Genomic DNA, 26,108 nt, shown 5'->3' with positions numbered 1-26,108 from the left:
AAAAATATTATAGTAATAGGGATTGTTGGGCTGCTATCCTTCTCTGCGCACGGTTCTTTACTGCGTATAGAAAGGGCTTGCTCAAGATCGCAGCCCATCAATAATATAAATTATTCCCGTTAACTATATTCCCCAAATACAGAAACCCCTCTGCACGAACAGTAGAGGGGAGGTTGAACGTTTTTATACGTTAAAGCGGAAGTGCATGACGTCTCCGTCTTGGACGATATACTCTTTTCCTTCAAGGCGGACTCTGCCGGCTTCGCGGGCTGCTGTCATGTTTCCGGCTGCGAGTAAGTCCTCATAAGAGACCGTTTCAGCGCGGATAAAACCTCTTTCAAAATCGGAGTGAATGACACCGGCACATTGCGGCGCCTTCATGCCTTTTCTGAATGTCCAAGCGCGGACCTCTTGCACACCGGCTGTAAAGTAGGTAGCCAGTCCAAGGAGGCTGTATGCGGCACGGATTAATTGATCAAGACCTGATTCCTGAATGCCAAGCTCGGAAAGGAACATTTCCTTTTCTTCTGCTTCAAGTTCAGCAATTTCCTCTTCAATTTTGGCACAGACAACAATCACTTCGGCACTTTCGTTTGCCGCGTATTCTCTAACCTTTTGTACGTACTCGTTTTCCGACGGATCAGCTACATCATCTTCGCTGACATTGGCCACATACAATACTGGTTTAATGGTAAGGAGATGAAGTCCCTTTGCCACTTTCAATTCATCGTCCGTAAATTCGACTGTTCTCGCAGGCTTTTCTGCTTCAAATGCTTCCTTTAGCTTTTGTAATACTTCAAATTCAATGACAGCATCTTTATCTTTTTGCTTTGCTAGTTTTTCAACACGACCGATTCTTTTTTCTACTGATTCAAGGTCAGCGAGGATCAGTTCAAGGTTGATCGTTTCAATGTCGTCAATCGGGTCAACTTTTCCGGAAACGTGAGTGATATTCTCATCAGCAAAGCAGCGTACAACCTCACAAATGGCATCTACTTCACGAATATGGGAAAGAAACTTATTTCCCAGACCTTCACCTTTACTGGCACCTTTTACAATACCGGCAATATCCGTGAATTCAAATGTAGTCGGCACGGTTTTCTTTGGCTGCACCAGTTCCGTTAATTTGTTTAGGCGTCCATCGGGAACCTCTACCACCCCAACATTCGGGTCAATCGTACAAAATGGGTAGTTGGCAGATTCAGCACCTGCACGTGTAATTGCATTAAATAATGTGGACTTTCCCACATTTGGTAAACCTACTATTCCAGCTGTTAAAGCCATCCTCGTCACTCCTCAGGGTAAAATAAAAACGTATATGATAAAAATGATGTATACATTTAAAATTCAATACAGACCTCAAACAATTATAGATATTTCATGGGAAATGTGCAAGCCCGCCTAAATAAGGAAAAGAGAAAAGGTAAGGGGCCTGACCTTTAGCCAGACCCCTGAGGGAATGATTCTTTACTTATTCTTCGTGCTTCACCAATACTTTTTTCATTTTTCGGGTAAATTCTTTTCTCGGGATTAAAACGCTGTGTGAACAACCTTCGCATTTTATGCGGATATCCATTCCTAAGCGAATAATTCTCCAGCGATTTTCCCCGCATGGATGTGCCTTCTTCATCTCAACAACATCGTTTAAGCCAAATTGTTTTTCCTCCATATAAAAAACCCCCTATTCAGCTTCCGACTTCTCTTTTTAACCCGCTCTCAGTTTCCGGACGTGAATACATCACCATTCTTGGATAAGGTATTTCAATGCCGTGCTTATCGAGACATAGTTTAATTTCCCTTCTTAATTCCCTGGCAATAAATAGATGACGCATCGGCAGGGTCTCAGCGGTTACCCGGATAATCACCTCGGATGGCGCTAATGTTTGAACACCGAGCAATTCAGGCGGCTTGACAATCTCCTCATATTTACCATTGAGAGAAAGCAATAAATCTTGGATAAGCGCTTCTACTTCCTGGATATTTTCTTCATAGGCAACACTGATGTCGACCACTGCTAAACTATTGTGGACGGAAAAATTGGTCACCTCTATAATACTTCCATTTGGAATGATATTGACTTCGCCTGTCCAGCTTTTAACTCTGGTCGTACGCAGACCTATCATTTCCACATCACCTTCAAACTGACCAATCTTAACATGATCCCCTACAGCAAATTGATCCTCAAAGATAATAAAAAAGCCGGTAATAATATCTTTGACAAGACTTTGGGCACCAAAACCTACGGCAAGACCAACAACCCCCGCTCCGGCAAGAATGGCACTGACATTCACCCCTAGATTGGACAGGAACATGATAAGCGCAATGAAATAAACAGCATATGTGAGAACGCTTTGCAGCAGTTTCATAATCGTAGCTTCACGGCGCTCAGAGGTTCTTAAAGGAGACATCTGCCTTACTTTAAAAATCCTATGAATCGCCGCCTTACCTACCTTAATCACAATTCCGCTAATAATAAAAATCGCTAATATTTTTAAAGACGCGACGCCAATATTTATCCATAAGTCCTCATTGAGGGTTTTCTCAATTACTTCTTGTGTTCCCTTTTCTAAATCGTTCATCATTTCACCTTCTCATTTTCAAAGTAAATATAAAACCTCGTGAGGCTGCTTCGAGAAAACCAGTCTGTCTTTTTTCAATGCCGCTTCCGCTTTTCGCTCTATTTTAGCAATAAATCGATATGAATTACGGCCTATTCTCATTAATAGTAAATTCCTCTTATTTTTCCCGATTGTAGAATAATTATTGCAGACATGTATAGATTACCAGAAAAAACCGTATAATAATAGAAATACGACAACGGTACTCCAGCAAAAAGCGGAGAGACCGCCGCTTTTAAACAAACATGGTGATGGTAATGCCGGTCTAATCAATGGCAGCAGCAGTACATTAATTTACAGCTTCTACAATTAGGGGTGAATGTATTGAATTTTAAACCAAGTTTATTTGATAAAGTGAAAAATGAACACATAAGAATCATCCACGACGAACGAGATGCTGTAAATCAAGTAGGGAGGAGCCTGTTCCATTTAATCCCTCCTGCATTAAGTGCAAGACCGATTATTTTTGTCTGTATTGGAACAGACCGCTCAACCGGCGATTCCCTGGGACCGTTAATTGGAACATTTCTTGAACAAAAAAACGTTCACCCATTTCATATTTACGGTACACTGGATCAGCCAATCCATGCATTAAATTTAGCGGAAAAGTTAAGCGACATCAAACATTCACATCCTAATTCATTTATTATTGGGATCGATGCCTGTTTAGGGAGATTAAAGAGTGTCGGGATCATCCAAATCGGGAATGGGCCCATCAAACCAGGTGCAGGTGTCAATAAGGAACTTCCCGCTGTAGGTGATATTCACATCAGCGGCATCGTCAATGTAAGTGGATTTATGGAGTATTATGTACTGCAAAATACAAGACTCAATCTTGTTATGAGGATGGCAAAAACCATTGCCGACGGAATTTATGAGGCTAGTATGTACTACAAACCTAAACATCACTTTTCCAAATTGCAATGGACCTTGGAACAGGAAAATACTAACTAACAGAACACGGGCAGCTGACTTCATCCCATGCTATCTTCTCTAGATATCATGGGATGAAGTCAGTCTTTTTATTTTTCTCTATCGTTGGCTGCCCTCCATACGATGTGTTCGATATTGAACATGAACGCAGCATTTTACAGGGGATGAAAATAAAGGATGGTTACGATCACCCCTACGACAATGATCCCCGGTAAAAGATTAGCAACACGAATCTTCAATAGCCCGGTTAAGTTCAGACCAAGCGCCATAATCATAATCCCGCCAGTTGCCGTCATTTCCGTAATAAATTGGTCCATTAATGCTGCCGGAATCAGCCGATCTATCTGCGTCGCAAATAAAGCAATCAGCCCTTCATATAAAAGGACAGGTAAAGCAGAAAAGATGACCCCTAATCCCAATGTGGTCGTTAAAATAAAAGCGGTAAAGCCGTCGATAATTCCTTTTGTAATCAAAATATCATGGTCGTTGCGGATGCCGCTGTCCAATGCACCTAAAATGGCCATTGCTCCAATGACAAAGATGAGGGTGGCCGTAACGAACCCCTGGGCGATTTTCCCTTCACCCTTTGAACCAGCTTTCTTCTCGAGCCATTGCCCGAGCAAATTTAATTTTTCTTCCCACTTAAAATACTCGCCTATCATCGCGCCAAACACGATACTCAATATGACAATGAGGAAATTCCCTGTAGTTAATGCCATTTGTAATCCTAAAACGGTAACGGTCAGAGCAATCCCATGCATCACAGTTTCTTTTACTTTTTCAGGAATATTGTGGAGAAACCTTCCAATGATCGACCCAACAATAATTAGTGCGCTGTTCACAATCGTTCCAAGCAAAAACATATTCCTTCTCCAATCTCAAAAAAGAAACCATCCTGTAATAATGATGGTTTAATCGTCGTGTTGTGTTGTCTCTAATAACTCTAAAATCCGGTTTAAATCTTCCTTTGTAAAAAACTCAATCTCGATTTTACCCTTATTTTTCGTTTGTTTAATATGAACATTCGTGCCAAATCTTTCCCTTAGTGTTGTTTCCTGTGCTTTAATAAATACATCTTTTTCCGGCTTCTGTGTCCTTTTTGTTTCACGTGAAACGTGCTCATTTAACTGCTGAATTAATTGCTCCAGCTGGCGGACATTTAATCCGTCTTTTAAAATTTTATCCACTACTGCCGGAATTGAATCTTTCTTGCGCAGACCAAGAAGCGCCCTTCCATGTCCCATTGAAATTTTCCCCTCAGAAATGAGCTGCTGGATTTTTGGCGGAAGTGAAAGAAGCCGAATATGGTTCGCAATATGCGGTCTGCTTTTCCCAAGTTTCTTTGCTAATTCATCTTGGGTGATATTTAGTTTTTCCAATAATAGCTGATAAGCTGATGCTTCTTCAATCGGAGTTAAGTCTTCACGCTGCAAGTTTTCAAGCACAGCCATCTCCATCATTTGCTGCTCTGTCAATTCGCGGACGACGGCTGGAATTTTCTCCAGCTTCGCTTCACGTGCCGCCCGAAACCGCCTTTCTCCGACTACTATTTCATAGCCCTTAATGGTGCTTCTTACAATAATCGGCTGCAAAATACCGTGCTGGAGAATGGACTGCTTTAACTCCTCAATGGCTTCCTGATCAAATATTTTCCGGGGCTGATAGGGATTTGGCCGGCAATCCTTTAGATTGATTTCACTGATCTTTTCTTCCACTTCAACTTCAGCATTTTGGAATAACGCATCAAGCCCTTTCCCGACATTCAGCCCCTTTCCAAGGCCTTTAGCCATTTCCCACCACTTCCTTTGCGAAATCTAAATATACTTCAGCACCGCGCGACTTCGGATCATAAATAATAATAGGTTCACCATGGCTGGGAGCTTCACTAAGACGAACATTTCGTGGAATAATGGTGTGATATACTTTACTTTGAAAATATTTCTTAACCTCTTCAATCACCTGCAGTCCGAGATTGGTTCTGGCATCTAACATCGTTAATAAGACACCTTCAATCTTTAACTCACTGTTTAAATGCTTTTGCACAAGCCGAACTGTGTTCAGCAGCTGACTCAATCCTTCTAACGCATAATACTCACACTGGACGGGAATGAGGACAGAATCGGATGCTGTTAATGCATTAAGGGTTAATAATCCAAGAGAGGGAGGACAATCGATAATAATAAAATCATAGTCATCCTTCACTGCTTCAAGTGCCCTTTTCAGACGTACTTCCCTTGAAATCGTCGGCACTAGTTCGATTTCCGCTCCTGCCAACTGGATAGTTGCAGGGATGACGGAAAGATTCTCAACATTTGTTGCCATGATGACCTCTGCAGCTTCGACATCATCGACCAATACATTATAAATGCATTCATCAACGTCGGCCTTTTCGATCCCGACTCCGCTTGTTGCATTCCCTTGCGGATCTATGTCAACTAACAACACCTTTTTCCCTATGTAAGCTAAACAGGCGCCCAGATTAACAGAAGTTGTGGTTTTACCCACACCGCCCTTTTGGTTTGCGATTGCAATGACCTTGCCCATGGTGTCACCTACCTTCAATTCAACGATTCTTTCTATTTTTATACTTTTCTTTAAAAATAGCAATCTGTCTCTTATTTTATCACGAATGGGGAGAGATGATCGTTTTTTTCTAAAAGTTGAAGCTGATTATAGTTTCCTATTTTTAGGGGATTTTTTCAACTATGAGGGGTCGTTCAAGCACTGAAACTTGATCGATCCTGAGGCAGATTTTTGGAGGAAGGCGGGGTCATTCATATTTATGAGAATAATAGAAAGAGAGAAGGGGCTGACGCAGCAGTAGATAGGTCTGGATCCTAAAACTGCGGCTGCTATGGTAGGAGAAACATGTTAGCTGCAGCATTTACATTGAAATCCAATCCCCGCGAGTCAGCCTTTTTAGAGAGATAAGACATGTGCCGTCTATTTTTTCTTCGGTATTTTAATTGTAAATTGATAGTATTCTTCAAATTCCTCTTCTTTCGAATCAAGATTAATCCCATTATCTGAAACCATCGACAGTGACTGCCGGATGGTATTTACAGCAATTCTGACGTCTTTGCTGAATGCCTTTCTTCTCGGCTTTGGTTTTTCCTGTGTCTGTCCAAGCATTTTGACGACACGATCTTCTGTCTGCTTTACATTCAGATTCTTTTCGATAATCTCTGTCAGCAGTTTGACCTGTTTTTCTGGATCCTTCAAGGGAATAAGGGAACGTGCATGACGTTCGGTAATCGTTTTATTTAATAAAGCATCCTGTACTTCCTGCGGTAATTTGAGAAGCCGCAGTTTATTTGCAACCGTTGACTGACCCTTTCCAAGGCGCTGCGCCAATGCCTCCTGTGTTAATTGATGCAGTTCAAGCAACTTTCCATAGGCAATGGCTTCTTCTATTGGCGAAAGTTCCTCCCGCTGCAGGTTTTCAATTAATGCCACGGAAGCCGTTTCGGTATCATTAAAATCTTTGATAATAGCCGGTACCAAATCCCAGCCAAGCTTTTTCATTGCACGCCATCTTCGCTCACCTGCGATGATTTCAAATCCACCGTCTTCAAGGGGACGGACGACAATCGGTTGAATGATCCCATGTGTATGAATCGTACGGGAAAGTTCTTCAATTTTCTCATCATCGAAAATGGTTCTAGGCTGAAAACGGTTTGGAATGATGTCATCAATTGGAACTTTATTGATTTCTTCATTCTTAGCTATTTCCTCAATAGCATTTGGATCGGTTATTTTATCCGTTTCTATTTGATCATCCTTTTCGCCGAGGCCAAATATGCGTGAAAAAGTATGCTTCAACACCCTGCACCACCTTTACGAAACTCCCTAATAGTTATTTCTTGAAAAAACCGACAAGTCCTGCTATCACAAAGAATAATCTCCCCTCATTCATGCGCACAGGGAACCTGTCATTTATTTCATCGGAATAACATTGCTATTATTGTAATAAAATGAACTTCCTGCACTGTGGCAGTTCCTCCATTAATGTGACAAAAAAATTTCATTCATTTCATTATGCCATATTTTTTTACAAAAGTAACTCTTACTCTATAGGGCTCCGATTCGGAGTGCCGGGTTTCCGCGGATATTTCTTCGGAGTCGGCTTCTCTTTCGCAATCAGAAAAATATTTCGCTCGCTTTCTTCAACAGGCAATAAAAAGGAATATTTCTCTTTTACGGACCCTCCAAAAAGTGTAATGGCCTTTTTCCCAGCTTGTAATTCCTCCTGCCCGCTTGATCCCTTCATCGCGATAAACGTTCCTCCAACCTTTACAAGCGGGAGGCATAATTCGCTTAATACAGACATTCTTGCTACCGCTCTAGCCGTTACGATATCATAGGATTCACGGTGTCCTTTAAGCTGGCCGAAGGTTTCCGCGCGGTCATGAATAAAACGAACATTTTCAAGCTTCAATTCTTTCGCCAGATGTTCTAAAAAGTGGATTCGTTTATTCAATGAATCGACAATCGTCACATGGATCCCTGGGAAGGCAATCTTAATCGGGATACTTGGGAAACCTGCACCTGCTCCCACATCACACAGGGATAAATCTTGATTAAAGTCAAAATAAAAGCCAGCAGTGAGAGAGTCGAAAAAATGTTTCAAATAGACTTCGCTCTTATCTGTAATAGCGGTTAAATTCATTTTTTCATTCCATTCAACGAGTGTTTCATAGTATATTTCATACTGCTCCAGCTGCCGGTCTGTAAGAGTAATTCCCCTTTCAGCCAGCAATTGGATAAATTGTTCCTGATTCATTTAAAAACCCTTTCTTGGTACAGTCTAAGAAGCCAGGTCTACCCGAAATACACAATCTTGCATCTATGCCGGACATCACCGCGCTGCTTTTTCGCTCTGCGTCTTTACTCGTTCGTCACCCTGGCTATTTTCCCTTGCTCCAAATAGACCAGCAGGATTGAAATATCTGCCGGATTGACACCCGAAATGCGTGAGGCTTGCGCAATGGACAACGGGCGGATTTTCTCCAGTTTTTGTCTGGCCTCTGTTGCCAGTCCGGTGATAGCGGAATAATCAATGTTTTCCGGTATCTTCTTATCTTCCATCTTCTTCAGCCGCTCAACCTGCTGTAATGATTTTTCAATATACCCTTGATATTTAATTTGAATTTCTACCTGCTCTTTCACCTCAGCATCAAGTTCGATGTCACTTTTCGTCAGTGTTTCAAGATGCTCATAGCTCATTTCCGGACGTTTTAATAAATCGGATGCCCTTACACCATCCTTCAACTCAGTGCCGCCCAGGCTCTTAATCAGTTCTTGGACCTGCCCATTCGGTTTTAAGATAATAGAAGAGAGACGTTTTATTTCTGCTTCAACGGTCTCTTTCTTCTCTGAGAATTTCTCATAACGCTCCTGAGAAATCAGACCAATTTTGTACCCTTTTTCAGTAAGCCGTAGATCAGCATTATCATGGCGGAGCAGCAGGCGGTATTCAGCCCGTGAAGTTAAGAGACGGTATGGCTCATTCGTTCCTTTAGTGACAAGGTCATCAATTAATACCCCGATATAAGCATCTGAACGGCTTAGAATTAGCTCCTCCCGCCCAAGCGCATTTAACGCGGCATTAATTCCGGCAATCAGCCCTTGAGCAGCTGCCTCTTCATAGCCGGAGGTTCCATTAATCTGCCCAGCTGTATAAAGACCTTTGACTTTTTTCGTTTCCAAAGTCGGCCAAAGCTGGGATGGTTCAACGGCATCATACTCAATGGCATAACCAGCTCTCATTAACTGTGCCTTTTCCAATCCTGCAATGGATTTTAGTATTTGATGCTGCACATCCTCGGGCATACTGGTTGAAAGTCCTTGAACATAGACTTCTTCCGTATTTCTTCCCTCTGGTTCAAGGAAAATTTGATGTCTCGGCTTGTCGCTGAAACGGACAATCTTATCTTCAATAGAGGGACAATAACGTGCCCCGGTACCCTTTACCATTCCAGAGAACATTGGCGCCCGGTGTAAGTTTTGATCAATAATCTGATGAGTCGTTTCATTTGTGTATGTCAGCCAGCATGGCAGTTGATCGGTGATAAATCTCGTTGTTTCATAGGAAAAAGCGCGCGGTTCCTCGTCTCCCGGCTGAATTTCCGTTTTGCTGTAATCAATCGTTTTACTATTCACCCGCGGCGGAGTGCCCGTTTTAAAGCGGACTAAATGAAATCCGAGTTCTTCTAGATGTTCAGAAAGCTTGATCGCTGGCTGTTGATTATTAGGACCGCTTGAATATTTTAATTCACCGATAATAATCTCACCGCGCAGATAGGTACCGGTCGTAATCACGACAGTTTTCGAGCGGTAGATTGCACCAGTCTTGGTAATGATCCCGCGGCATTCTCCGTTCTCTGCCACTAGTCTTTCAGCCATCCCTTGAACAAGGGTCAAGTTTGGTTCATTTTCCAGTGTTTTTTTCATTTCATACTGATAGGCCACTTTATCTGCCTGGGCGCGTAACGCCCGCACTGCCGGACCTTTACCGGTATTCAGCATTCTCATTTGAATATAAGTTTTATCAATATTTTTCCCCATTTCACCGCCGAGGGCATCAATTTCCCGGACGACGACCCCCTTAGCTGGACCGCCGATAGATGGGTTGCAGGGCATAAAGGCTACCATATCCAAATTAATTGTTACCATTAAGGTTTTTGCCCCTAGACGTGCGGCGGCCAGTGCCGCTTCGCAGCCTGCATGACCGGCGCCTACCACGATCACATCATAACTTCCTGCTTCGTATTGCATGAATTGTTCCTCCAAACTTCCTTCTATTTCCCTAAATACACGTCCTATATTTAATCAAATTGTTTTCTATTTCCCTAAACAGAACTGCGAGAAGAGCTGATTAATTAAGCTGTCCTGCACGCTTTCACCGATGATTTCCCCTAACAGTTCCCATGTTCTCGTTAAATCAATTTGCAGAATATCGATCGGTGTCCCCATTTCATTTCCACTGATGACATCTTCTATCGCCTGTAATGCCTGATTTAGTAAGGCAATATGGCGGCTGTTTGATACATAGGTCATATCCTGAGCCTCAATCGCTCCGGTAAAGAAAAGCTGAGCAATCGCCTGCTCCAGATCATCAACACCCTGTTCTTCAAGTAATGATGTAGTAATGATTTTCGCCTTGCCGGCAAGCTCCTGGACACGTTCCATATCAATTTGCTGCTGCAGGTCGGTTTTATTGACAATCACGATTACATCCATTCCTGTAACGGCTTTAAAGAGATTTTCATCCTCTTTCGACAAAACATCAGAATAGTTCAACACCAGTAAAATCAAATCGGCTTCTTTCAGAACCTTTCTTGAACGTTCGACACCAATTCTTTCGACGATATCCTCTGTTTCGCGAATTCCTGCTGTGTCTAATAAGCGCAGCGGCACCCCGCGTACATTGACAAATTCTTCGATCACATCGCGTGTCGTTCCAGGGATATCTGTTACAATCGCTTTATTTTCCTGTACAAGACAATTTAAAAGCGAGGACTTTCCTACATTGGGTCTTCCGACAATAACCGTCGATAAGCCTTCGCGTAGAATTTTCCCCTGCTGTGAGGTTTGCAGTAAATGGTCAATCTCCGCTCTCACATATGCCGCCTTTTCCTCGAGCATTCTATGCGACATTTCTTCCACGTCATCATATTCCGGATAGTCAATATTTACTTCAATCTGTGCAAGGGTCTCTATTAATTCCTGGCGCAGCTTCATAATGAGCTTGGACAATCTTCCTTCCATCTGCCCAAGGGCCACATTCATCGCCCGATCCGTTTTGGCCCGGATTAAATCCATTACGGCCTCTGCCTGTGATAAATCAATCCGTCCATTCAAAAAGGCCCTTTTCGTAAACTCACCAGGTTCCGCCAATCGTGCCCCATTTTTCAAACAAAGCTGTAATACGCGATTAACGGAAACAATCCCTCCGTGACAGTTAATTTCAACAACATCTTCTCTTGTAAAAGTCTTAGGTCCCTTCATCACCGAGATCATTACCTCTTCAGCAACTTCCTCTGATACTGGATCTACAATATGCCCATAATGGATCGTATGGGTTGGTACTTCCTCTATTTTTTTCCCCCCGGGACTGCGAAACAGTCTGCCGGCAATAGGCAATGCCTCAGCGCCGCTTAAACGGACTATCGCAATAGCGCCTTCACCCATTGGCGTAGATATCGCCGCAATGGTCTCCAATTCCAACCTTTTCACCCCTTCATTTATCGTCCACTCTTATTCAACCATTATGATCACTAATTTATGAAAATATCACAACGATGCAGTTTTATTACTAATAAAAGTTTCATTTTATCCACAATTCTACGTTTTCATTATTCCATTTTAACTTATCCACATGTGAATAACAATAAAGCACTTAAGAAACGAATAAAAAACACCATACTGCTATAATATTTTCCAAAAAAGAGGGAGCTTGTGGGGAGGAATGCCGACTTGTTTTCTAGCAAATGGGATGCATTTATATGTAAAAAAAAGAGCTGATCCTGATGGATCAGCTCTTTGAACTTATCTATTTGGTGTTATGACAATATGGCGATACGGATCTTCTCCGCTTGAGTAGGTTTTAATTCTTTTATTATCTACTAAAGCGGCATGAATTATTTTCCTTTCGTATGCCGGCATTGGCTCCAACGCCACTTCTCTACCTGTTTTGACAGCCTTTTGTGCCAGCCGTTCAGCCAAATGAATCAATGTTTCATTTCTTCTTTCGCGGTAATCCTCTGCATCCAGCAATACATTCAAATACTGTTCGGAATAACGGTTAATGACTAATTGTGTCAAATACTGTAGGGAATTTAACGTTTGTCCTCTTTTTCCAATAAGAAGTGCAATTTTCTCACCGGAAAGCTTAAATTTAACCTGCTTTCCATTTTTCTCGGTCTCGATCGTTACTTTTACACCCATTTTTTCGCTGACATCTGTTAAAAATCTTCCTGCCTCTTCAATGGGATCAACTTTAACCGTTACTTTTACGACTGCAGGGCGGGTTCCGAAGATACCAAAAATCCCCTTCTTGCCCTCATCGATAATCGAAATATCTGTACGATCTTCTGTTGTCTGTAGTTGAGCTAAAGCTGATTGCACTGCTTCTTTGACAGTTTGTCCTGTAGCAGTAACCTGTTTCACTTTTTGGCTCCCCCCGATTTGCCGGCAGCTGCAGCTTTAAGTTCCGGCCCTTTAATAAAGTAAGTTTGAACAATTGAGAAGATATTACCCACTACCCAATATAGTGACAACGCTGTGGGCAAATTGAAGGCGAACACAACGATCATGATCGGCATCATCCACAGCATCATCTTCATCTGCTGATTATCTTCCATTCCAACCATCGAGATTTTTTGCTGAATAAAAGTGGTCACCCCTGCCAAAATCGGCAATAAAAAGATGGGATCCGGTGCTGATAGATCAAACCATAGAAATTGAGCATGTTCCTGCAGCTTTGGTTCCCGCATAATCGCATGATAAAAACCAATCAGGATCGGCATTTGAATCAGAATCGGAAAACATCCGGCAAGCGGATTGATATTATACTGCTGGAATAATTTCATCGTTTCTTCCTGCAGCTGTTGCTGTGTCTTCTGATCCTTTGAACTGTACTTTTCTTTTAATTTCTTCATTTCCGGCTGAATTGCCTGCATTGCCTTTGAACTCTTAATTTGCTTAATCATAAGCGGCAGGATAATCAAACGAATGATAATCGTAACGATAATAATGGACAAGCCAAAGCTGCCCCCGGCAAAATCCGCCACTTTTACAATAAACCAGGACAATGGATAAACGATGTATTTATTCCAGATGCCCTCACTTTCAGGAGTAATCGGCTCATTAACTTGTGCACAGCCACTAAGCAGCGTGATGAGAAGAATGAAGCCGATTAGTAAAAATATTTTTTTCCTCAACCAACCTTCCTCCTTAAAGTTTAAGTCAAAATATTTAACTGCATTCAGCAGAAGTCCTCCACTTCTAAAGTTAAGGGATGAATACAAAGGGTTCTCTAGTTCATTCAGAGTTCAAACCCTGGCTGAATGCAGTTAAGCCTCCGGCGGATGCCACGGATTTTTTAAAGGAAACTTTTCGAGCGAGCTCGAAAAAATCCGGGCGCAAATTCGCCGGGGCGAATTTGATCTGCATTTTCTATAGTTCATTTCATACAAAAATTATTTTATCATCTTTTACCAGTAAACGCTTTTAAAAGTCATGAAAAGTAAGCGTATTTTCTCAATTCTCTTCACGAACCGGTTTATTTTCATTATTTTTTGCTCTTTTTAAGGCCTTCGCCAGCTTCAGAACATGAGTAAGACTCTTTTTCACTTCAAAAAAGTCCATTTCGGCGGTAGGTTTACGTGCAATAATGACGTAATCCGCTGCATTATGTAATTGTCCTTCAAATTCATGGAATGCCTGCCGGATGTAGCGCTTAATTTGGTTTCGCATCACCGCATTGCCAATTTTTTTGCTGACAGACAAACCAATCCGAAAATGAACCTGATCGGGCCTTTTTAATGTATAAACGACAAATTGCCTATTGGCCACAGACATTCCCTTTTTAAATATTTCCTGAAAATCTTTATTTTTCTTTACTCGAAATTCTTTTCTCATACGCGCTGCCCCTATATTTACTTCATTAACAAATTTGTTCGCAAATATCCGCCTTTTTTCGGTAATGAGAAAAAAGACCACTGACATTTCAGTGGCCTAGGCAGATAATACTTTTCTTCCTTTACGACGACGGCGGGCTAGAACTTTACGTCCGTTTGCGCTGCTCATCCGGCTGCGGAATCCATGAACTTTACTGTGTTTACGTTTATTTGGTTGATAAGTTCTTTTCATATATTACACCTCCTAATAGAGATTGCTTCTTCAGACAGTCCTCTTATTATAATTACGGATCATATAAAAAGTCAACTCTTAAGTAAAGTATTACCTAAAAATGATAAATACTTCCCTTTTCTCACCTAAAAAATTTTACCGTGAATTTCTCCGAATGTCACGGGAAATTTAATTTTATATTAAAAATATCATGGAAAGAATACTTAATCGTTCCCTTTTATATTTTCTTGCCGAGTTATTCCTCTGGGAACTACCTAAAGATTGAGCCATTTTCAGCAGCATTTTTATTTTTACCCGTTTCTTTTACAAAGATCATATCTGAGCGCAAGCTTCATTTTTCCACATTAATTGCTTGTGGATAAATTTTCAACAGCATTTTTCATTATCCACAACATATATTGACATCTTTTTCACAAATCAACTACCTGTGGATATTTATTAATCACAGCATGTGACAGCTGTGGATAAATCTATAAAAGGCATTGCAAGCCTTACTATAATCTGATATTATATTTTTGTTTTTACACTTAGTAATTTATCCACAAACTGAACATATCCACAGATTGTGGATAACATGTTGACAACTTGTCCACTCCAGTTGATATAGATTGTCCACAGACAGTGGATATTGTCGAAATGTTATTTTATTTCCTTATTATATATTTATCCACATTTCAGTTTCGTATAGAGAGATAGAAATAGGTTGTACGCTCCGTATGACCTATTGTTTTTTAGCGAAACATCTGCAAAGGAGGGAAAATTTTTGGAAAATATTGCGGATCTTTGGGATAGGACATTGGTCGATATTCAAACAAAAGTCAGTAAGCCTAGCTTTGACACATGGCTAAAATCCACTAAGGCCCATTCCCTGCAAGGTAATTCTTTAGTCGTTACCGCTCCAAATGAATTTGCACGTGATTGGCTTGAAGAACGCTACTCCCCTTTAATAGCAGGCGTTCTCTATGAAATTACCGGAGAAGAATTTGGCGTTAAATTTATCATCCCGCAAAACCAGACGGAAGATGGAGAACAGTTACAAACTCCGCCTAAAGTAAAAAAAGACGAACTTCACTCTGAATTCCCGCCAAATATGTTAAACAAGAAAAATACGTTTGATACCTTTGTCATCGGATCCGGAAACCGTTTCGCCCACGCAGCATCGCTCGCTGTTGCCGAGGCACCGGCGAAGGCCTATAATCCCTTATTTATTTATGGGGGGGTTGGATTAGGAAAAACCCATTTGATGCATGCCATCGGTCATTATGTACTGGAGCATAATCCGGCAGCCAAGGTTGTTTATTTGTCTTCCGAGAAATTTACGAATGAATTTATCAATTCAATCCGCGACAACAAAGCTGAGGAATTTCGCAATAAATATCGAAGTGTCGATGTTCTTTTAATTGATGATATTCAGTTTTTAGCCGGAAAAGAATCAACCCAGGAGGAATTTTTCCATACTTTTAATACTCTTCATGAGGAGAGTAAACAAATTGTCATTTCCAGTGACCGCCCGCCTAAAGAGATCCCAACTCTTGAAGACCGCCTGCGTTCACGTTTTGAATGGGGATTAATCACGGATATCACGCCGCCGGATTTAGAAACAAGAATTGCGATTTTGCGGAAAAAGGCGAAAGCAGACGGGCTTGATATCCCAAATGAGGCCATGCTCTATATTGCGAATCAAATTGATTCTAATATCCGCGAACTGGAGGGGGCACTCATCCGTGTTGTGGCATATTCGTCATTAATTAATAAAGATATTAATGCGGACCTGGCCGCTGAGGCGTTAAAGGATATCATTCCGAGCTCTAAGCCGAAAATCATTACCGTCCAGGAAATCCAGCGCGTTATCGGGGAACACTATAATGTGAAATTAGAGGATTTCACAGCGAAGAAAAGAACAAAAACGGTGGCATTTCCGAGGCAAATTGCTATGTACCTGTCACGAGAGTTAACGGATCTTTCCCTGCCAAAGATCGGGGAAGAATTTGGAGGAAGGGACCATACGACTGTTATTCATGCCCATGAAAAGATTTCCAACCTGCTGAAAACAGACACTCAATTACAAAGGCAGCTGAAGGACATACAAGAAGAATTGAAGGTGTAACTTTATTCAGCAGAAGGCGCATTTGATTTTCTATCTCTTTCTTTCGTTTATCTTTAAGAATTCTCTTTTTTTATTTCTGAATAGCCCACATGTCTGTGTATAACTTTGATCCACTTGCCCACAGTCTGTCCACATGTGGATAGACTGTATTTCCGTGCCTGATCATGGGTTATCCACATAATCACAGGCCCTATTACTATTACTACTATTTTTTTAAATAAAAATAATATATAAAATTAGCAAGACGGAGGATTAATTATGAAATTCGTAATCCAGCGCGATCACTTAGTTCAAAGTGTTCAAGATGTGATGAAAGCTGTATCGAGCAGGACAACGATTCCGATATTAACTGGAATTAAAATTGTTGCATCGGATGAAGGAGTAACCCTAACAGGAAGTGACTCAGATGTATCCATTGAGTCTTTTATTCCAAAAGAAGAAGAGGATAAAATCATTGTGGATATCCAACAGCATGGTGCCATTGTACTGCAGGCTAAGTTTTTCAGCGAAATTGTAAAGAAGCTCCCTACAGATCAAGTTGAAATAGAAGTACATTCATCCATGCAAACGGTCATTCGCTCCGGAACTTCAGAATTTAATTTAATCGGACTTGACGCAGATGAATATCCACATTTGCCGCAAGTAGAGGAGAACAATGTCTTCACCGTTCCTACAGACCTGCTGAAAGCCATGATCCGCCAAACCGTCTTCGCCGTGTCCACCTCAGAAACACGGCCTATCTTGACAGGTGTCAACTGGAAGGTTGAAAATAACCAGCTGATCTGTATTGCAACAGACAGCCACCGGCTGGCTTTAAGAAAGGCTCCTATCGATTTAGCAGAGGATGCAATCTATAATGTGGTCATTCCAGGGAAGAGCCTGAATGAATTGAGTAAAATATTGGCTGACAATAACGAGGGGATCGAAATTGTCATTACAGAAAACCAGGTTTTATTTAAAGCGAAGCATTTATTATTTTTCTCAAGACTGCTGGAGGGAAACTATCCTGATACATCCAGACTCATTCCAAATGAGAGCAAAACGGATATCGTTTTAAAAACAAAGGAATTCCTTCAGGCTATTGACCGTGCCTCATTGCTGGCAAGAGAGAGCCGCAATAATGTTGTAAAACTGTCAACGATTGAAACTGGAGACATTCAAATTTCCTCCAACACTCCCGAGGTAGGGAAAGTTGTTGAAGAAATAAAAAGCCAGTCACTCGAGGGCGAAGAACTAAAAATTTCATTCAGTGCAAAATATATGATGGATGCATTAAAAGCGTTAGAAGGAACAGATATAAAAATCAGCTTTACCGGTGCTATGCGGCCGTTTATTATCTGCCCGATCAATGATGATTCGATCCTTCAGCTTATTCTGCCTGTACGGACTTACTAAAATCAAAAGCTGCCGCATTTGCCGGCGGCTTTTCCTGTGGGACGGGAAAAAATGGTAAAATTATTTTATTCCGCTCTTTTTGTTTAAAAAGGAATTGTTTGCTATAATTAAATATTAAATCAAATTCCATGAAAGAGTGAATGGCAATGGAACAGATAAAAATTAATACAGAATATATCACCCTTGGCCAGTTTCTCCAGTTAGCGGATTTAATTTCCACCGGTGGTATGGCCAAATGGTTTTTAAGCGAATATGAAGTGCTGATCAATGGAGAACAGGATCAGCGGCGCGGAAGAAAGCTTCGTCACGGTGATAAGGTTGAAATTAAAGGGGTTAATAAAACTTTTACGATTGCTCAATGAGCTCAATCTTACTACCGGCAAATGTGCTCGCGCTTTTCTGTAAAGGATGAAGTGGATGTTTATTAAACAATTACACTTGAAAAATTTTCGTAATTACGATCAGCTGGATGCTTCCTTTGAGAATAAAGTCAATGTCATCCTTGGTGAAAATGCTCAAGGAAAAACAAATGTGATGGAGTCAATTTATGTTCTAGCTATGGCCAAATCTCATCGAACATCAAATGATAAAGATCTTATTCGCTGGGATACGGAATATGCTAAAATAGAAGGTAGAGTGCAGAAAAATAATGGCTCTGTCCCGATGGAATTGACCATCTCAAAGAAAGGGAAAAAGGCAAAATTCAATCATATTGAACAGCAAAAACTCAGTCAGTACGTAGGTAATATGAATGTCGTTATGTTTGCGCCCGAAGATCTTAATTTAGTCAAGGGCAGCCCTCAAGTAAGGCGGCGTTTTATTGATATGGAGATTGGGCAGATTTCCCCTGTCTATTTACATGAAATGGGACAGTTAAATAAGATTTTGCAGCAAAGAAATCATTATTTAAAACTGCTTCAATCGCGGAAGCAAACAGACGAAACAATGCTGGAAATTTTAACAGACCAGTTCATTCAATCAGCAGCCAAAATTATCATAAAGCGATTTGAATTTCTGCATTTGCTGCAAAACTGGGCACAGCCGATCCATGAAGGGATCTCTAGAGGTCTCGAAATGTTAAAAATCAAGTATAAGTCATCTGCAAATGTATCAGAAGGACAAGATTTGTCGATGATGATGGATGTATATCAGAATAAATTTGCACAAGTCAGACAACGGGAGATTGATCGCGGTGTCACTTTGTTTGGTCCGCAGCGTGATGACTTAATTTTTCATGTCAACGACCGGGACGTACAGACATTTGGCTCACAGGGGCAGCAAAGGACAACAGCGTTATCAATCAAATTAGCTGAAATTGAACTTATACATTCTGAAATTGGAGAGTATCCTATTCTTTTATTAGATGATGTTCTGTCGGAACTCGATGATTATAGACAATCGCATTTATTAAATACGATACAGGGGAAGGTTCAAACCTTTGTCACAACAACAAGTGTTGATGGAATTGCTCATCAAACCTTAAAGGAGGCATCCACCTTCCATGTGAAAGTGGGAACGATGGAAAGAATACAGTGAGGTGATTATTTGTATATTTATTTGGGCGATGAAACACTAGTCGACACAAAAGATATTATAGCCATTATTGATAAAGAAAGTATTCAATCTTCAACAAATATGGATAAATTTCATCATCACCAGGCAGAAGCCTCATTCCATCAAAAACAGGAATCAATTAAGTCCATTATCGTGACAACGGAACGAATCTATTATTCCCCACTGGCAACAAGTACTTTGAAAAAAAGGACACAAAAATTATCCGTACAGGAATTTTAAGATAAATTTCAATATATACAGATTAGCGATTTACAGGGTAATGGCGGCTTTACCCTGCTGTCAATCGTTCTATAAATTTTCTTGTGATAAGAATATATGGGTGGAAAATCATAGCAAAGGAAAGTGTAGGTGACTGATATGGCTATGGAACAAAATGCAGTTCCTGAACAGTCTTATGAAGCCGATCAAATACAAGTCCTCGAGGGGCTTGAGGCAGTGCGCAAACGGCCTGGAATGTATATTGGTTCAACAAGTTCAAGAGGTCTTCATCATTTAGTCTGGGAAATTGTCGATAACAGTATTGATGAGGCGCTGGCCGGTTATTGTACAAAAATTGATGTGACTATCGAAAAAGATAATAGTATTACAGTGAAGGATAACGGTCGTGGTATTCCTGTCGGTATCCATGAAAAAACAGGACGTCCTGCTGTTGAAACGATTTTAACCGTACTCCATGCAGGCGGGAAATTCGGCGGCGGAGGCTATAAAGTTTCCGGTGGCCTGCACGGTGTGGGTGCCTCTGTTGTTAATGCGCTTTCCACCATATTAGAGGTATGGGTTCACCGGGACGGACATATCCATTATCAGAAATTTGAAAGGGGCGTTCCAGCTACCGACCTGCAAATTATTGGTGATACAGAAGTAACAGGAACGATTACTCACTTCGTCCCAGACCCGGAGATTTTTAAAGAAACAATTGAATTTGAATATGATATCCTGGCGACCAGGATCCGGGAGCTGGCTTTCCTAAACCGCGGATTAAACATTAACATTGAGGATAAACGTGAGGAGAATAAGAAAGCTGAATACCACTATGAGGGCGGAATTAAGTCATATGTAGAACATTTAAATCGGTCAAAGGAAGTGCTCTTTGAGGAACCGATTGATATATTGGCAGAACGGGACGGAATTTCAGTTGAGATTGCCATGCAGTACAATGACAGCTATATTGGCAACATCTACTCATTCGCCAATAATATCCATACGTATGAGGGTGGAACGCATGAATCCGGCTTTAAATCAGCCCTTACGAGAGTAATTAATGATTATGCACGGAAAAATGGACTTCTGAAGGAGAGTGAACAGAATCTTTCTGGTGAGGATGTCCGTGAAGGGTTAGTAGCCATTATTTCCATTAAGCATCCTGACCCGCAATTCGAAGGTCAGACGAAAACAAAGCTCGGGAATTCTGAAGTTCGGACGATTGCAGACTCCCTGTTTGCCGAGCATTTGGAAAAGTTCTTACTAGAAAATCCATCGGTTGCGCGGAAAATTGTCGAAAAAGGATTAATGGCGACAAGAGCGAGAATGGCTGCGAAGAAAGCACGCGAGTTAACGAGAAGAAAGAGTGCCCTAGAAGTATCCAGCCTTCCGGGAAAACTGGCCGACTGTTCTTCAAAGGATCCTTCAATCAGTGAAATTTACATCGTTGAGGGTGACTCTGCAGGCGGCTCTGCGAAGCAGGGGCGCGACCGCCACTACCAAGCCATCCTGCCGCTCCGCGGGAAAATCCTGAACGTGGAGAAGGCACGTCTCGACCGGATTCTATCGAATAATGAAGTCAGAGCAATGATTACCGCTGCCGGAACTGGTATCGGCGAGGACTTCGACATTTCAAAGGCAAGATACCATAAGATTGTCATCATGACAGATGCCGATGTCGATGGTGCCCATATCCGGACGCTTCTTTTAACATTCTTCTACCGCTATATGAGAAAAATCATTGAAGCGGGTTATATTTATATTGCTCAGCCGCCGTTATATAAGGTACAGGCTGGAAAAAGAATCGAGTATGCTTATAATGAGGCTCAGCTTGAGGAGATAATGGCAAGATTTCCGGACTCACCAAAGCCGAATGTGCAGCGCTACAAAGGTCTCGGGGAAATGAATCCAGAACAGCTGTGGGAAACAACAATGAATCCGGAAACGCGGACACTGCTTCAGGTAAACTTAAAGGATGCCATTGAAGCGGATGAAACTTTTGAAATGCTTATGGGGGATAAAGTAGAGCCGCGCCGTCAATTTATCGAAGAAAATGCCCTATTTGTTAAGAATCTTGATATATAGAATCATAAACAGTGCGCAGTAAGATACGGCTCTTTGCCTGAACAATATTCTATATTCAAAGTTGGTTGTAAAAAAAGCAGGTTATAGAAATGAAAAGGTTCGTTTCTAGTCGGGGAGGTATTATAGATGGATGAGACGCCAAAATCCCAAGTAAAAGAGATTAATATCAGCCAGGAAATGCGGACGTCCTTTTTAGATTATGCCATGAGCGTTATTGTGTCACGGGCATTGCCGGATGTACGGGATGGCTTAAAGCCGGTCCACCGCCGTATTTTATATGCGATGCATGATTTGGGAATGCATGCAGATAAGCCATATAAAAAGTCGGCACGTATCGTAGGGGATGTAATTGGTAAGTATCACCCCCATGGTGACTCGGCGGTTTATGAAACCATGGTCCGGATGGCACAGGACTTCAACTACCGCTATATGCTCGTAGACGGTCATGGAAACTTTGGCTCCATTGACGGGGACTCTGCAGCAGCGATGCGTTATACAGAGGCGAGAATGTCAAAGATTTCGATGGAGCTATTGCGCGATATCAATAAAGATACAATCGATTACCAGCCGAACTATGATGGCGAAGAGAAGGAACCTGCCGTTCTTCCGGCTAGATTTCCTAATTTACTTGTAAATGGAACATCCGGTATTGCAGTCGGGATGGCAACCAATATACCGCCGCATCAGCTTGGCGAGGTCATTGATGGTGTGCTTGCAGTAAGTAAGGATCCTGATATTAGTATCCAGGAATTAATGGATATTATACCTGGTCCTGATTTTCCTACCGGAGGATTGATCTTAGGGCGGAGCGGAATCCGCAAGGCTTACGAGACAGGCCGCGGTTCGCTTAAACTTCGCGCCAAGGTTGAAATTGAGCAGAAATCGAACGGAAAAGAAGTTATTATCGTTAACGAAATTCCTTATCAGGTCAATAAGGCGCGATTAATTGAGAGAATTGCCGAACTGGTAAGGGAGAAAAAGATCGACGGCATTACCGATCTCCGTGATGAGTCTGACCGCGAAGGAATGCGCATTGTCATTGAAGTCCGCAAGGATGCTAATGCCAATGTGCTTCTAAATAATCTTTATAAGCATACGGCATTGCAGACAAGCTTCGGTGTGAACCTGCTTGCTTTGGTTGACGGCGAACCGAAGGTCTTGAATTTAAAAGAATGTCTCGTACATTACTTAAATCACCAAAGAGTTGTGATCAGACGAAGAACAGAATTCGAATTGCGGAAAGCAGAGGCCCGCGCCCATATTTTAGAGGGCTTGCGGATTGCCCTTGATAATCTAGACGCTGTGATTAATTTAATCCGGAACTCTCAGACAACCGATATTGCCCGTGCCGGATTAATGGAGCAGTTTAATTTATCAGAAAAGCAGGCACAAGCTATTCTCGATATGCGTTTGCAGCGTCTAACCGGTTTGGAACGTGAAAAAATTGAAGAGGAATATCAAGGGTTAGTGGCGCTTATTGCTGAATTAAAGGCTATTTTAGCCGATGATGAAAAAATCCTTGAAATTATCCGCGAAGAATTAACGGAAGTCAAGGAACGCTTCAATGATACCCGCCGTACAGAAATTACAGCAGGGGGTCTTGATGAGATTGAGGATGAGGATCTAATCCCGCGTGAAAGTATTGTCATTACCTTAACGCATAATGATTATATTAAACGTCTGCCTGTATCCACTTACCGTGCCCAAAAGCGCGGCGGTCGGGGGATTCAAGGAATGGGAACGAATGAGGATGATTTCGTTGAACATTTAGTCACAACCTCTACCCATGATACGATTCTATTTTTCACAAACAAGGGAAAGGTATATCGTGCAAAGGGATATGAAATTCCGGAATTCAGCCGGACTGCGAAGGGAATTCCCATCATTAACCTGCTTGGGATTGAAAAGGATGAGTGGGTTAACGCTATTATTCCGGTGGCAGAATTTGAAGAGGATTGGAACCTATTCTTCACAACGAAACATGGTATCTCGAAACGTTCGCCAATTACTTCATTTGCCCATATCCGTAACAACGGCTTAATTGCCCTAGGTTTACGGGAGGGAGATGAACTCATTTCCGTACGTTTAACTGACGGGAATAAGGATATTATCATTGGTACGAAAAAAGGTCTGTTAATTCGTTTCCACGAAACAGATGTCCGTTCAATGGGCCGTTCCGCCACAGGTGTTAAAGGAATGTCGCTTGATGACGATGATGAAGTCATCGGCATGGAAGTTCTTGAAGAAGACTCTGAAATCCTGATTGTAACCCAGAATGGTTATGGGAAACGAACACCTGCTGAGGAGTACCGTCTGCAGCACAGGGGCGGTAAAGGAATTAAGACATGTAATATAACGGAGAAAAACGGTCGTCTCGTTTCAATGGAGGCAGTAACTGGTGAGGAAGACATCATGCTCATTACAACCGGCGGTGTCCTGATCCGCATGCCTGTCAGCGATATTTCAACAATGGGACGTAATACTCAGGGTGTAAAACTGATTCGCCTTGATGAAGGCGATGGCGAATATGTTGCAACTGTGGCAAAGGTTGAACGAGAAGAAGAGTCTGAAGAAGTAGAAGAGGAACTGTCTGAAGAAAACGAAGGACATTCCGAAACGGGTTCTGAAGAAGGTTCCGAACAGAGAGCAGAAGAGGAAAGTCTGATTGAAGATGAGTCAGATACAGAGTAATTGTAAAAGAGGCAGCGTTCAAACGCGGCCTCTTTTTTGATTCTTTGCTATATTTACTTCATTTTCATTGTATTTGAGTCTATAGTCCTAGTAAAATAGGTGTATTATTATATCGCGAGGTGAAGCCCTATGCGGGTACTGGTAAGAGAATTACAGCCAGGCTGCATTTTAATTGAAGATGTGTATGGAATGACAAATCGTCCGCTTATTCCTAAGCAAACCGTCCTAACGAATGAATTAATCGCAATTTTGCAGGCATTCTTAGTTCCTTCCGTAGAAATTGGCAGTGTCCTCGTTAATGGCACCGCATTTATTCCCGACGGTAATGCAGTACAAAATGGTGAAAAGGATGATTTTATTACCGCTTATCTTCACGCGGTACAGGCAAGTAAAGCGGAATTTAAACTGTGGCAATCAGGGGTACCTGTCGATATAACTCGAATCAGAATGATACTGCTCCCTCTTCTTGAAAAAATAGAGACCGGTCCTGATAACATTTCCCTTTTGCATCGATTATCAAATGAAGAGGAGTACTTATACCAGCATATGACCGCTGTCGGACTAATCAGTGCCTTTATTGCCGCGAGACTAAAGTTTTCGAAGGGGGAAATTGTACAGACGGCTTTAGCGGGTTTTCTCGCAGACTGCGGCATGTCTAAAATAGAGTCAAGTGTTTTACAGAAAAAGTCGCCTTTAACAGCTAAAGAGTACAAGGAAATCAAGTTTCATGCCAGTTACAGCTATAACATGGCCAAAAATATCCCCTTTTTAAGCGAAGGAGCAAAGGTTGCTATTATCCAGCATCATGAGAGAATGGATGGAAGCGGCTATATTTTCGGTCTGAAAGGAAATGAAATTCACCCAAAGGCAAAAATCATAGCGGCAGCGGACATTTTCCATGCTATGACATCAGAGCGTTTGTATAGAAGTAAACAATCCCCATATAAGGTTCTTGAATTAATGGAGCAGGATTATTTCGGAAAGTTAGATCTAGCAGTAATAAAAGCGCTGGGAGAAGGTATCATTCATCTTTCGCAAGGAAGTATCGTAAAGCTGTCCAACGGGGAAATAGGCGAGGTATTAGCTGTAAATAGAAATCATCTGGTAAGACCTTTAGTAAAAATCACGAATACCGGGCAACTCATCAATATGCTGGAGGAACGATTTTTATATATCGATGAAATCATCGGCCTTTCACAAAGTGTTTCCAATCCTTAACTGAAGTGTAACTGCTCAGGGATTTTCCGGTTTTCGCTTTACATTATTTACAGGCAATAAAAGTTTTTTCATCTTTATAATAAAAACTCTTGCGCCACATAGGTAAGGCTGTTATAATATTAAAAGTCAGCAACGCAGTCAGTGATTTTGAAAATATTTTTCAAAAAAATATTGACTCCATAACTGATAAATGTTATATTATAAAAGTCGCCTATGAGCGATGGAGAATTGCTCCTTGAAAACTGAACAATAAAAAGTCAACGTTTATTATAAGTCTTTTACTAAAAAAGACATTTTTATGAGCTATTCAACTCTTTATTGGAGAGTTTGATCCTGGCTCAGGACGAACGCTGGCGGCGTGCCTAATACATGCAAGTCGAGCGGACTTTTGGGAGCTTGCTCCCAAAAGT

The 26,108-nt window shown here is 41.5% G+C and carries 23 protein-coding genes and 1 rRNA gene; 10 read left to right on the top strand and 14 right to left on the bottom strand.

Annotation, left to right across the window (positions count from 1 at the left end):
- Positions 1 to 183: 183 nt before the first annotated feature.
- The 3 genes from ychF to HNR53_RS09930 all read right to left on the bottom strand — a co-directional run bounded on the left by ychF (position 184) and on the right by HNR53_RS09930 (position 2,579).
- The gene (ychF, locus tag HNR53_RS09940) at positions 184 to 1,284 is read right to left on the bottom strand and encodes a redox-regulated ATPase YchF (protein WP_184525460.1); all 1,101 of its coding nucleotides are present in this window, start codon (positions 1,282 to 1,284) and stop codon (positions 184 to 186) included.
- A 187-nt stretch (positions 1,285 to 1,471) separates the two neighbouring features.
- Entirely contained in the window at positions 1,472 to 1,669 is a 198-nt protein-coding gene (locus tag HNR53_RS09935; protein WP_184525458.1) for a DUF951 domain-containing protein, read from the bottom strand.
- A 16-nt stretch (positions 1,670 to 1,685) separates the two neighbouring features.
- Positions 1,686 to 2,579, bottom strand: a complete 894-nt coding sequence (locus HNR53_RS09930) for a mechanosensitive ion channel family protein (RefSeq protein ID WP_184525804.1) — start codon at positions 2,577 to 2,579, stop codon at positions 1,686 to 1,688.
- A gap of 363 nt (positions 2,580 to 2,942) precedes the next feature.
- Between HNR53_RS09930 and yyaC the strand changes: the two genes are divergently transcribed.
- Positions 2,943 to 3,572, top strand: a complete 630-nt coding sequence (yyaC, locus tag HNR53_RS09925) for a spore protease YyaC (protein WP_184525456.1) — start codon at positions 2,943 to 2,945, stop codon at positions 3,570 to 3,572.
- Between the two features lie 134 nt (positions 3,573 to 3,706).
- On the opposite strand, the gene HNR53_RS09920 is transcribed toward yyaC, so the two are convergent.
- The 11 genes from HNR53_RS09920 to rpmH form a co-directional block, all read right to left on the bottom strand.
- Positions 3,707 to 4,414, bottom strand: a complete 708-nt coding sequence (locus HNR53_RS09920; protein WP_184525454.1) for a DUF554 domain-containing protein — start codon at positions 4,412 to 4,414, stop codon at positions 3,707 to 3,709.
- 48 nt (positions 4,415 to 4,462) lie between these two features.
- Positions 4,463 to 5,341 (bottom strand): ParB/RepB/Spo0J family partition protein, encoded by an 879-nt coding sequence (locus HNR53_RS09915; RefSeq protein WP_184525452.1) that lies wholly within the window; start codon positions 5,339 to 5,341, stop codon positions 4,463 to 4,465.
- The gene (locus HNR53_RS09910) at positions 5,334 to 6,095 is read right to left on the bottom strand and encodes a ParA family protein (protein WP_184525450.1); all 762 of its coding nucleotides are present in this window, start codon (positions 6,093 to 6,095) and stop codon (positions 5,334 to 5,336) included. Before HNR53_RS09910 ends, HNR53_RS09915 begins: the two co-directional genes overlap by 8 nt.
- Positions 6,096 to 6,494: 399 nt before the next feature.
- On the bottom strand, positions 6,495 to 7,289 hold the full coding sequence (noc, locus tag HNR53_RS09905) for a nucleoid occlusion protein (RefSeq protein WP_377802195.1): 795 nt from the start codon (positions 7,287 to 7,289) through the stop codon (positions 6,495 to 6,497).
- A gap of 328 nt (positions 7,290 to 7,617) precedes the next feature.
- Complete coding sequence (gene rsmG / locus HNR53_RS09900; protein ID WP_184525446.1) at positions 7,618 to 8,334, bottom strand: 16S rRNA (guanine(527)-N(7))-methyltransferase RsmG; 717 nt, start codon at positions 8,332 to 8,334, stop codon at positions 7,618 to 7,620.
- Positions 8,335 to 8,438: 104 nt separating this feature from the next.
- The gene (mnmG, locus tag HNR53_RS09895; protein ID WP_184525444.1) at positions 8,439 to 10,328 is read right to left on the bottom strand and encodes a tRNA uridine-5-carboxymethylaminomethyl(34) synthesis enzyme MnmG; all 1,890 of its coding nucleotides are present in this window, start codon (positions 10,326 to 10,328) and stop codon (positions 8,439 to 8,441) included.
- 66 nt (positions 10,329 to 10,394) lie between these two features.
- Positions 10,395 to 11,774: a tRNA uridine-5-carboxymethylaminomethyl(34) synthesis GTPase MnmE gene (gene mnmE / locus HNR53_RS09890; protein ID WP_184525802.1), complete on the bottom strand. Its 1,380-nt coding sequence runs from the start codon at positions 11,772 to 11,774 to the stop codon at positions 10,395 to 10,397.
- Between the two features lie 327 nt (positions 11,775 to 12,101).
- Positions 12,102 to 12,722, bottom strand: a complete 621-nt coding sequence (gene jag / locus HNR53_RS09885; protein ID WP_184525442.1) for an RNA-binding cell elongation regulator Jag/EloR — start codon at positions 12,720 to 12,722, stop codon at positions 12,102 to 12,104.
- Complete coding sequence (spoIIIJ, locus tag HNR53_RS09880; protein ID WP_184525440.1) at positions 12,719 to 13,495, bottom strand: YidC family membrane integrase SpoIIIJ; 777 nt, start codon at positions 13,493 to 13,495, stop codon at positions 12,719 to 12,721. Before spoIIIJ ends, jag begins: the two co-directional genes overlap by 4 nt.
- Before the next feature lie 319 nt (positions 13,496 to 13,814).
- A complete protein-coding gene (gene rnpA, locus HNR53_RS09875) occupies positions 13,815 to 14,195 on the bottom strand; it encodes a ribonuclease P protein component (protein ID WP_184525438.1) in 381 nt (126 codons plus the stop codon).
- Positions 14,196 to 14,291: 96 nt separating this feature from the next.
- Positions 14,292 to 14,426, bottom strand: a complete 135-nt coding sequence (gene rpmH, locus HNR53_RS09870) for a 50S ribosomal protein L34 (protein WP_066059809.1) — start codon at positions 14,424 to 14,426, stop codon at positions 14,292 to 14,294.
- A gap of 763 nt (positions 14,427 to 15,189) precedes the next feature.
- Between rpmH and dnaA the strand changes: the two genes are divergently transcribed.
- The 9 genes from dnaA to HNR53_RS09825 all read left to right on the top strand — a co-directional run.
- Positions 15,190 to 16,533 (top strand): chromosomal replication initiator protein DnaA, encoded by a 1,344-nt coding sequence (gene dnaA, locus HNR53_RS09865; protein WP_184525436.1) that lies wholly within the window; start codon positions 15,190 to 15,192, stop codon positions 16,531 to 16,533.
- Between the two features lie 258 nt (positions 16,534 to 16,791).
- Positions 16,792 to 17,928 carry a DNA polymerase III subunit beta gene (dnaN, locus tag HNR53_RS09860; RefSeq protein ID WP_184525434.1) on the top strand — a complete coding sequence of 379 codons (1,137 nt, stop codon included), beginning with the start codon at positions 16,792 to 16,794 and terminating at the stop codon, positions 17,926 to 17,928.
- 146 nt (positions 17,929 to 18,074) lie between these two features.
- A complete protein-coding gene (gene yaaA / locus HNR53_RS09855) occupies positions 18,075 to 18,290 on the top strand; it encodes a S4 domain-containing protein YaaA (protein ID WP_184525432.1) in 216 nt (71 codons plus the stop codon).
- A gap of 55 nt (positions 18,291 to 18,345) precedes the next feature.
- Complete coding sequence (recF, locus tag HNR53_RS09850; RefSeq protein ID WP_184525430.1) at positions 18,346 to 19,464, top strand: DNA replication/repair protein RecF; 1,119 nt, start codon at positions 18,346 to 18,348, stop codon at positions 19,462 to 19,464.
- Between the two features lie 9 nt (positions 19,465 to 19,473).
- Positions 19,474 to 19,722, top strand: a complete 249-nt coding sequence (remB, locus tag HNR53_RS09845) for an extracellular matrix regulator RemB (RefSeq protein ID WP_184525428.1) — start codon at positions 19,474 to 19,476, stop codon at positions 19,720 to 19,722.
- 144 nt (positions 19,723 to 19,866) lie between these two features.
- Positions 19,867 to 21,789, top strand: a complete 1,923-nt coding sequence (gyrB, locus tag HNR53_RS09840) for a DNA topoisomerase (ATP-hydrolyzing) subunit B (RefSeq protein ID WP_184525800.1) — start codon at positions 19,867 to 19,869, stop codon at positions 21,787 to 21,789.
- Positions 21,790 to 21,915: 126 nt separating this feature from the next.
- Complete coding sequence (gene gyrA / locus HNR53_RS09835) at positions 21,916 to 24,480, top strand: DNA gyrase subunit A (protein WP_184525426.1); 2,565 nt, start codon at positions 21,916 to 21,918, stop codon at positions 24,478 to 24,480.
- A 129-nt stretch (positions 24,481 to 24,609) separates the two neighbouring features.
- Positions 24,610 to 25,698: an HD-GYP domain-containing protein gene (locus tag HNR53_RS09830; RefSeq protein ID WP_184525424.1), complete on the top strand. Its 1,089-nt coding sequence runs from the start codon at positions 24,610 to 24,612 to the stop codon at positions 25,696 to 25,698.
- Between the two features lie 315 nt (positions 25,699 to 26,013).
- Positions 26,014 to 26,108: ribosomal RNA gene (locus HNR53_RS09825) — 16S ribosomal RNA — on the top strand; the annotation flags it as partial.

This window comes from Bacillus benzoevorans (assembly GCF_014207535.1).
Lineage (GTDB): Bacteria > Bacillota > Bacilli > Bacillales > Cytobacillaceae > Bacillus_BD > Bacillus_BD benzoevorans.
This window is presented reverse-complemented; position numbering and strand designations above follow the sequence as displayed.

Bases quoted from the DNA above. Each gene is read 5' to 3' on its own strand.
- ychF (WP_184525460.1), bottom strand. From the start codon at position 1,284: ATGGCTTTAACAGCTGGAATAGTAGGTTTACCAAATGTGGGAAAGTCC.
- HNR53_RS09935 (WP_184525458.1), bottom strand. From the start codon at position 1,669: ATGGAGGAAAAACAATTTGGCTTAAACGATGTTGTTGAGATGAAGAAG.
- HNR53_RS09930 (WP_184525804.1), bottom strand. From the start codon at position 2,579: ATGAACGATTTAGAAAAGGGAACACAAGAAGTAATTGAGAAAACCCTC.
- HNR53_RS09920 (WP_184525454.1), bottom strand. From the start codon at position 4,414: ATGTTTTTGCTTGGAACGATTGTGAACAGCGCACTAATTATTGTTGGG.
- HNR53_RS09915 (WP_184525452.1), bottom strand. From the start codon at position 5,341: ATGGCTAAAGGCCTTGGAAAGGGGCTGAATGTCGGGAAAGGGCTTGAT.
- HNR53_RS09910 (WP_184525450.1), bottom strand. From the start codon at position 6,095: ATGGGCAAGGTCATTGCAATCGCAAACCAAAAGGGCGGTGTGGGTAAA.
- rsmG (WP_184525446.1), bottom strand. From the start codon at position 8,334: ATGAATCAGGAACAATTTATCCAATTGCTGGCTGAAAGGGGAATTACT.
- mnmG (WP_184525444.1), bottom strand. From the start codon at position 10,328: ATGCAATACGAAGCAGGAAGTTATGATGTGATCGTGGTAGGCGCCGGT.
- rnpA (WP_184525438.1), bottom strand. From the start codon at position 14,195: ATGAGAAAAGAATTTCGAGTAAAGAAAAATAAAGATTTTCAGGAAATA.
- rpmH (WP_066059809.1), bottom strand. From the start codon at position 14,426: ATGAAAAGAACTTATCAACCAAATAAACGTAAACACAGTAAAGTTCAT.
- dnaN (WP_184525434.1), top strand. From the start codon at position 16,792: ATGAAATTCGTAATCCAGCGCGATCACTTAGTTCAAAGTGTTCAAGAT.
- yaaA (WP_184525432.1), top strand. From the start codon at position 18,075: ATGGAACAGATAAAAATTAATACAGAATATATCACCCTTGGCCAGTTT.
- recF (WP_184525430.1), top strand. From the start codon at position 18,346: ATGTTTATTAAACAATTACACTTGAAAAATTTTCGTAATTACGATCAG.
- gyrB (WP_184525800.1), top strand. From the start codon at position 19,867: ATGGAACAAAATGCAGTTCCTGAACAGTCTTATGAAGCCGATCAAATA.
- gyrA (WP_184525426.1), top strand. From the start codon at position 21,916: ATGGATGAGACGCCAAAATCCCAAGTAAAAGAGATTAATATCAGCCAG.
- HNR53_RS09830 (WP_184525424.1), top strand. From the start codon at position 24,610: ATGCGGGTACTGGTAAGAGAATTACAGCCAGGCTGCATTTTAATTGAA.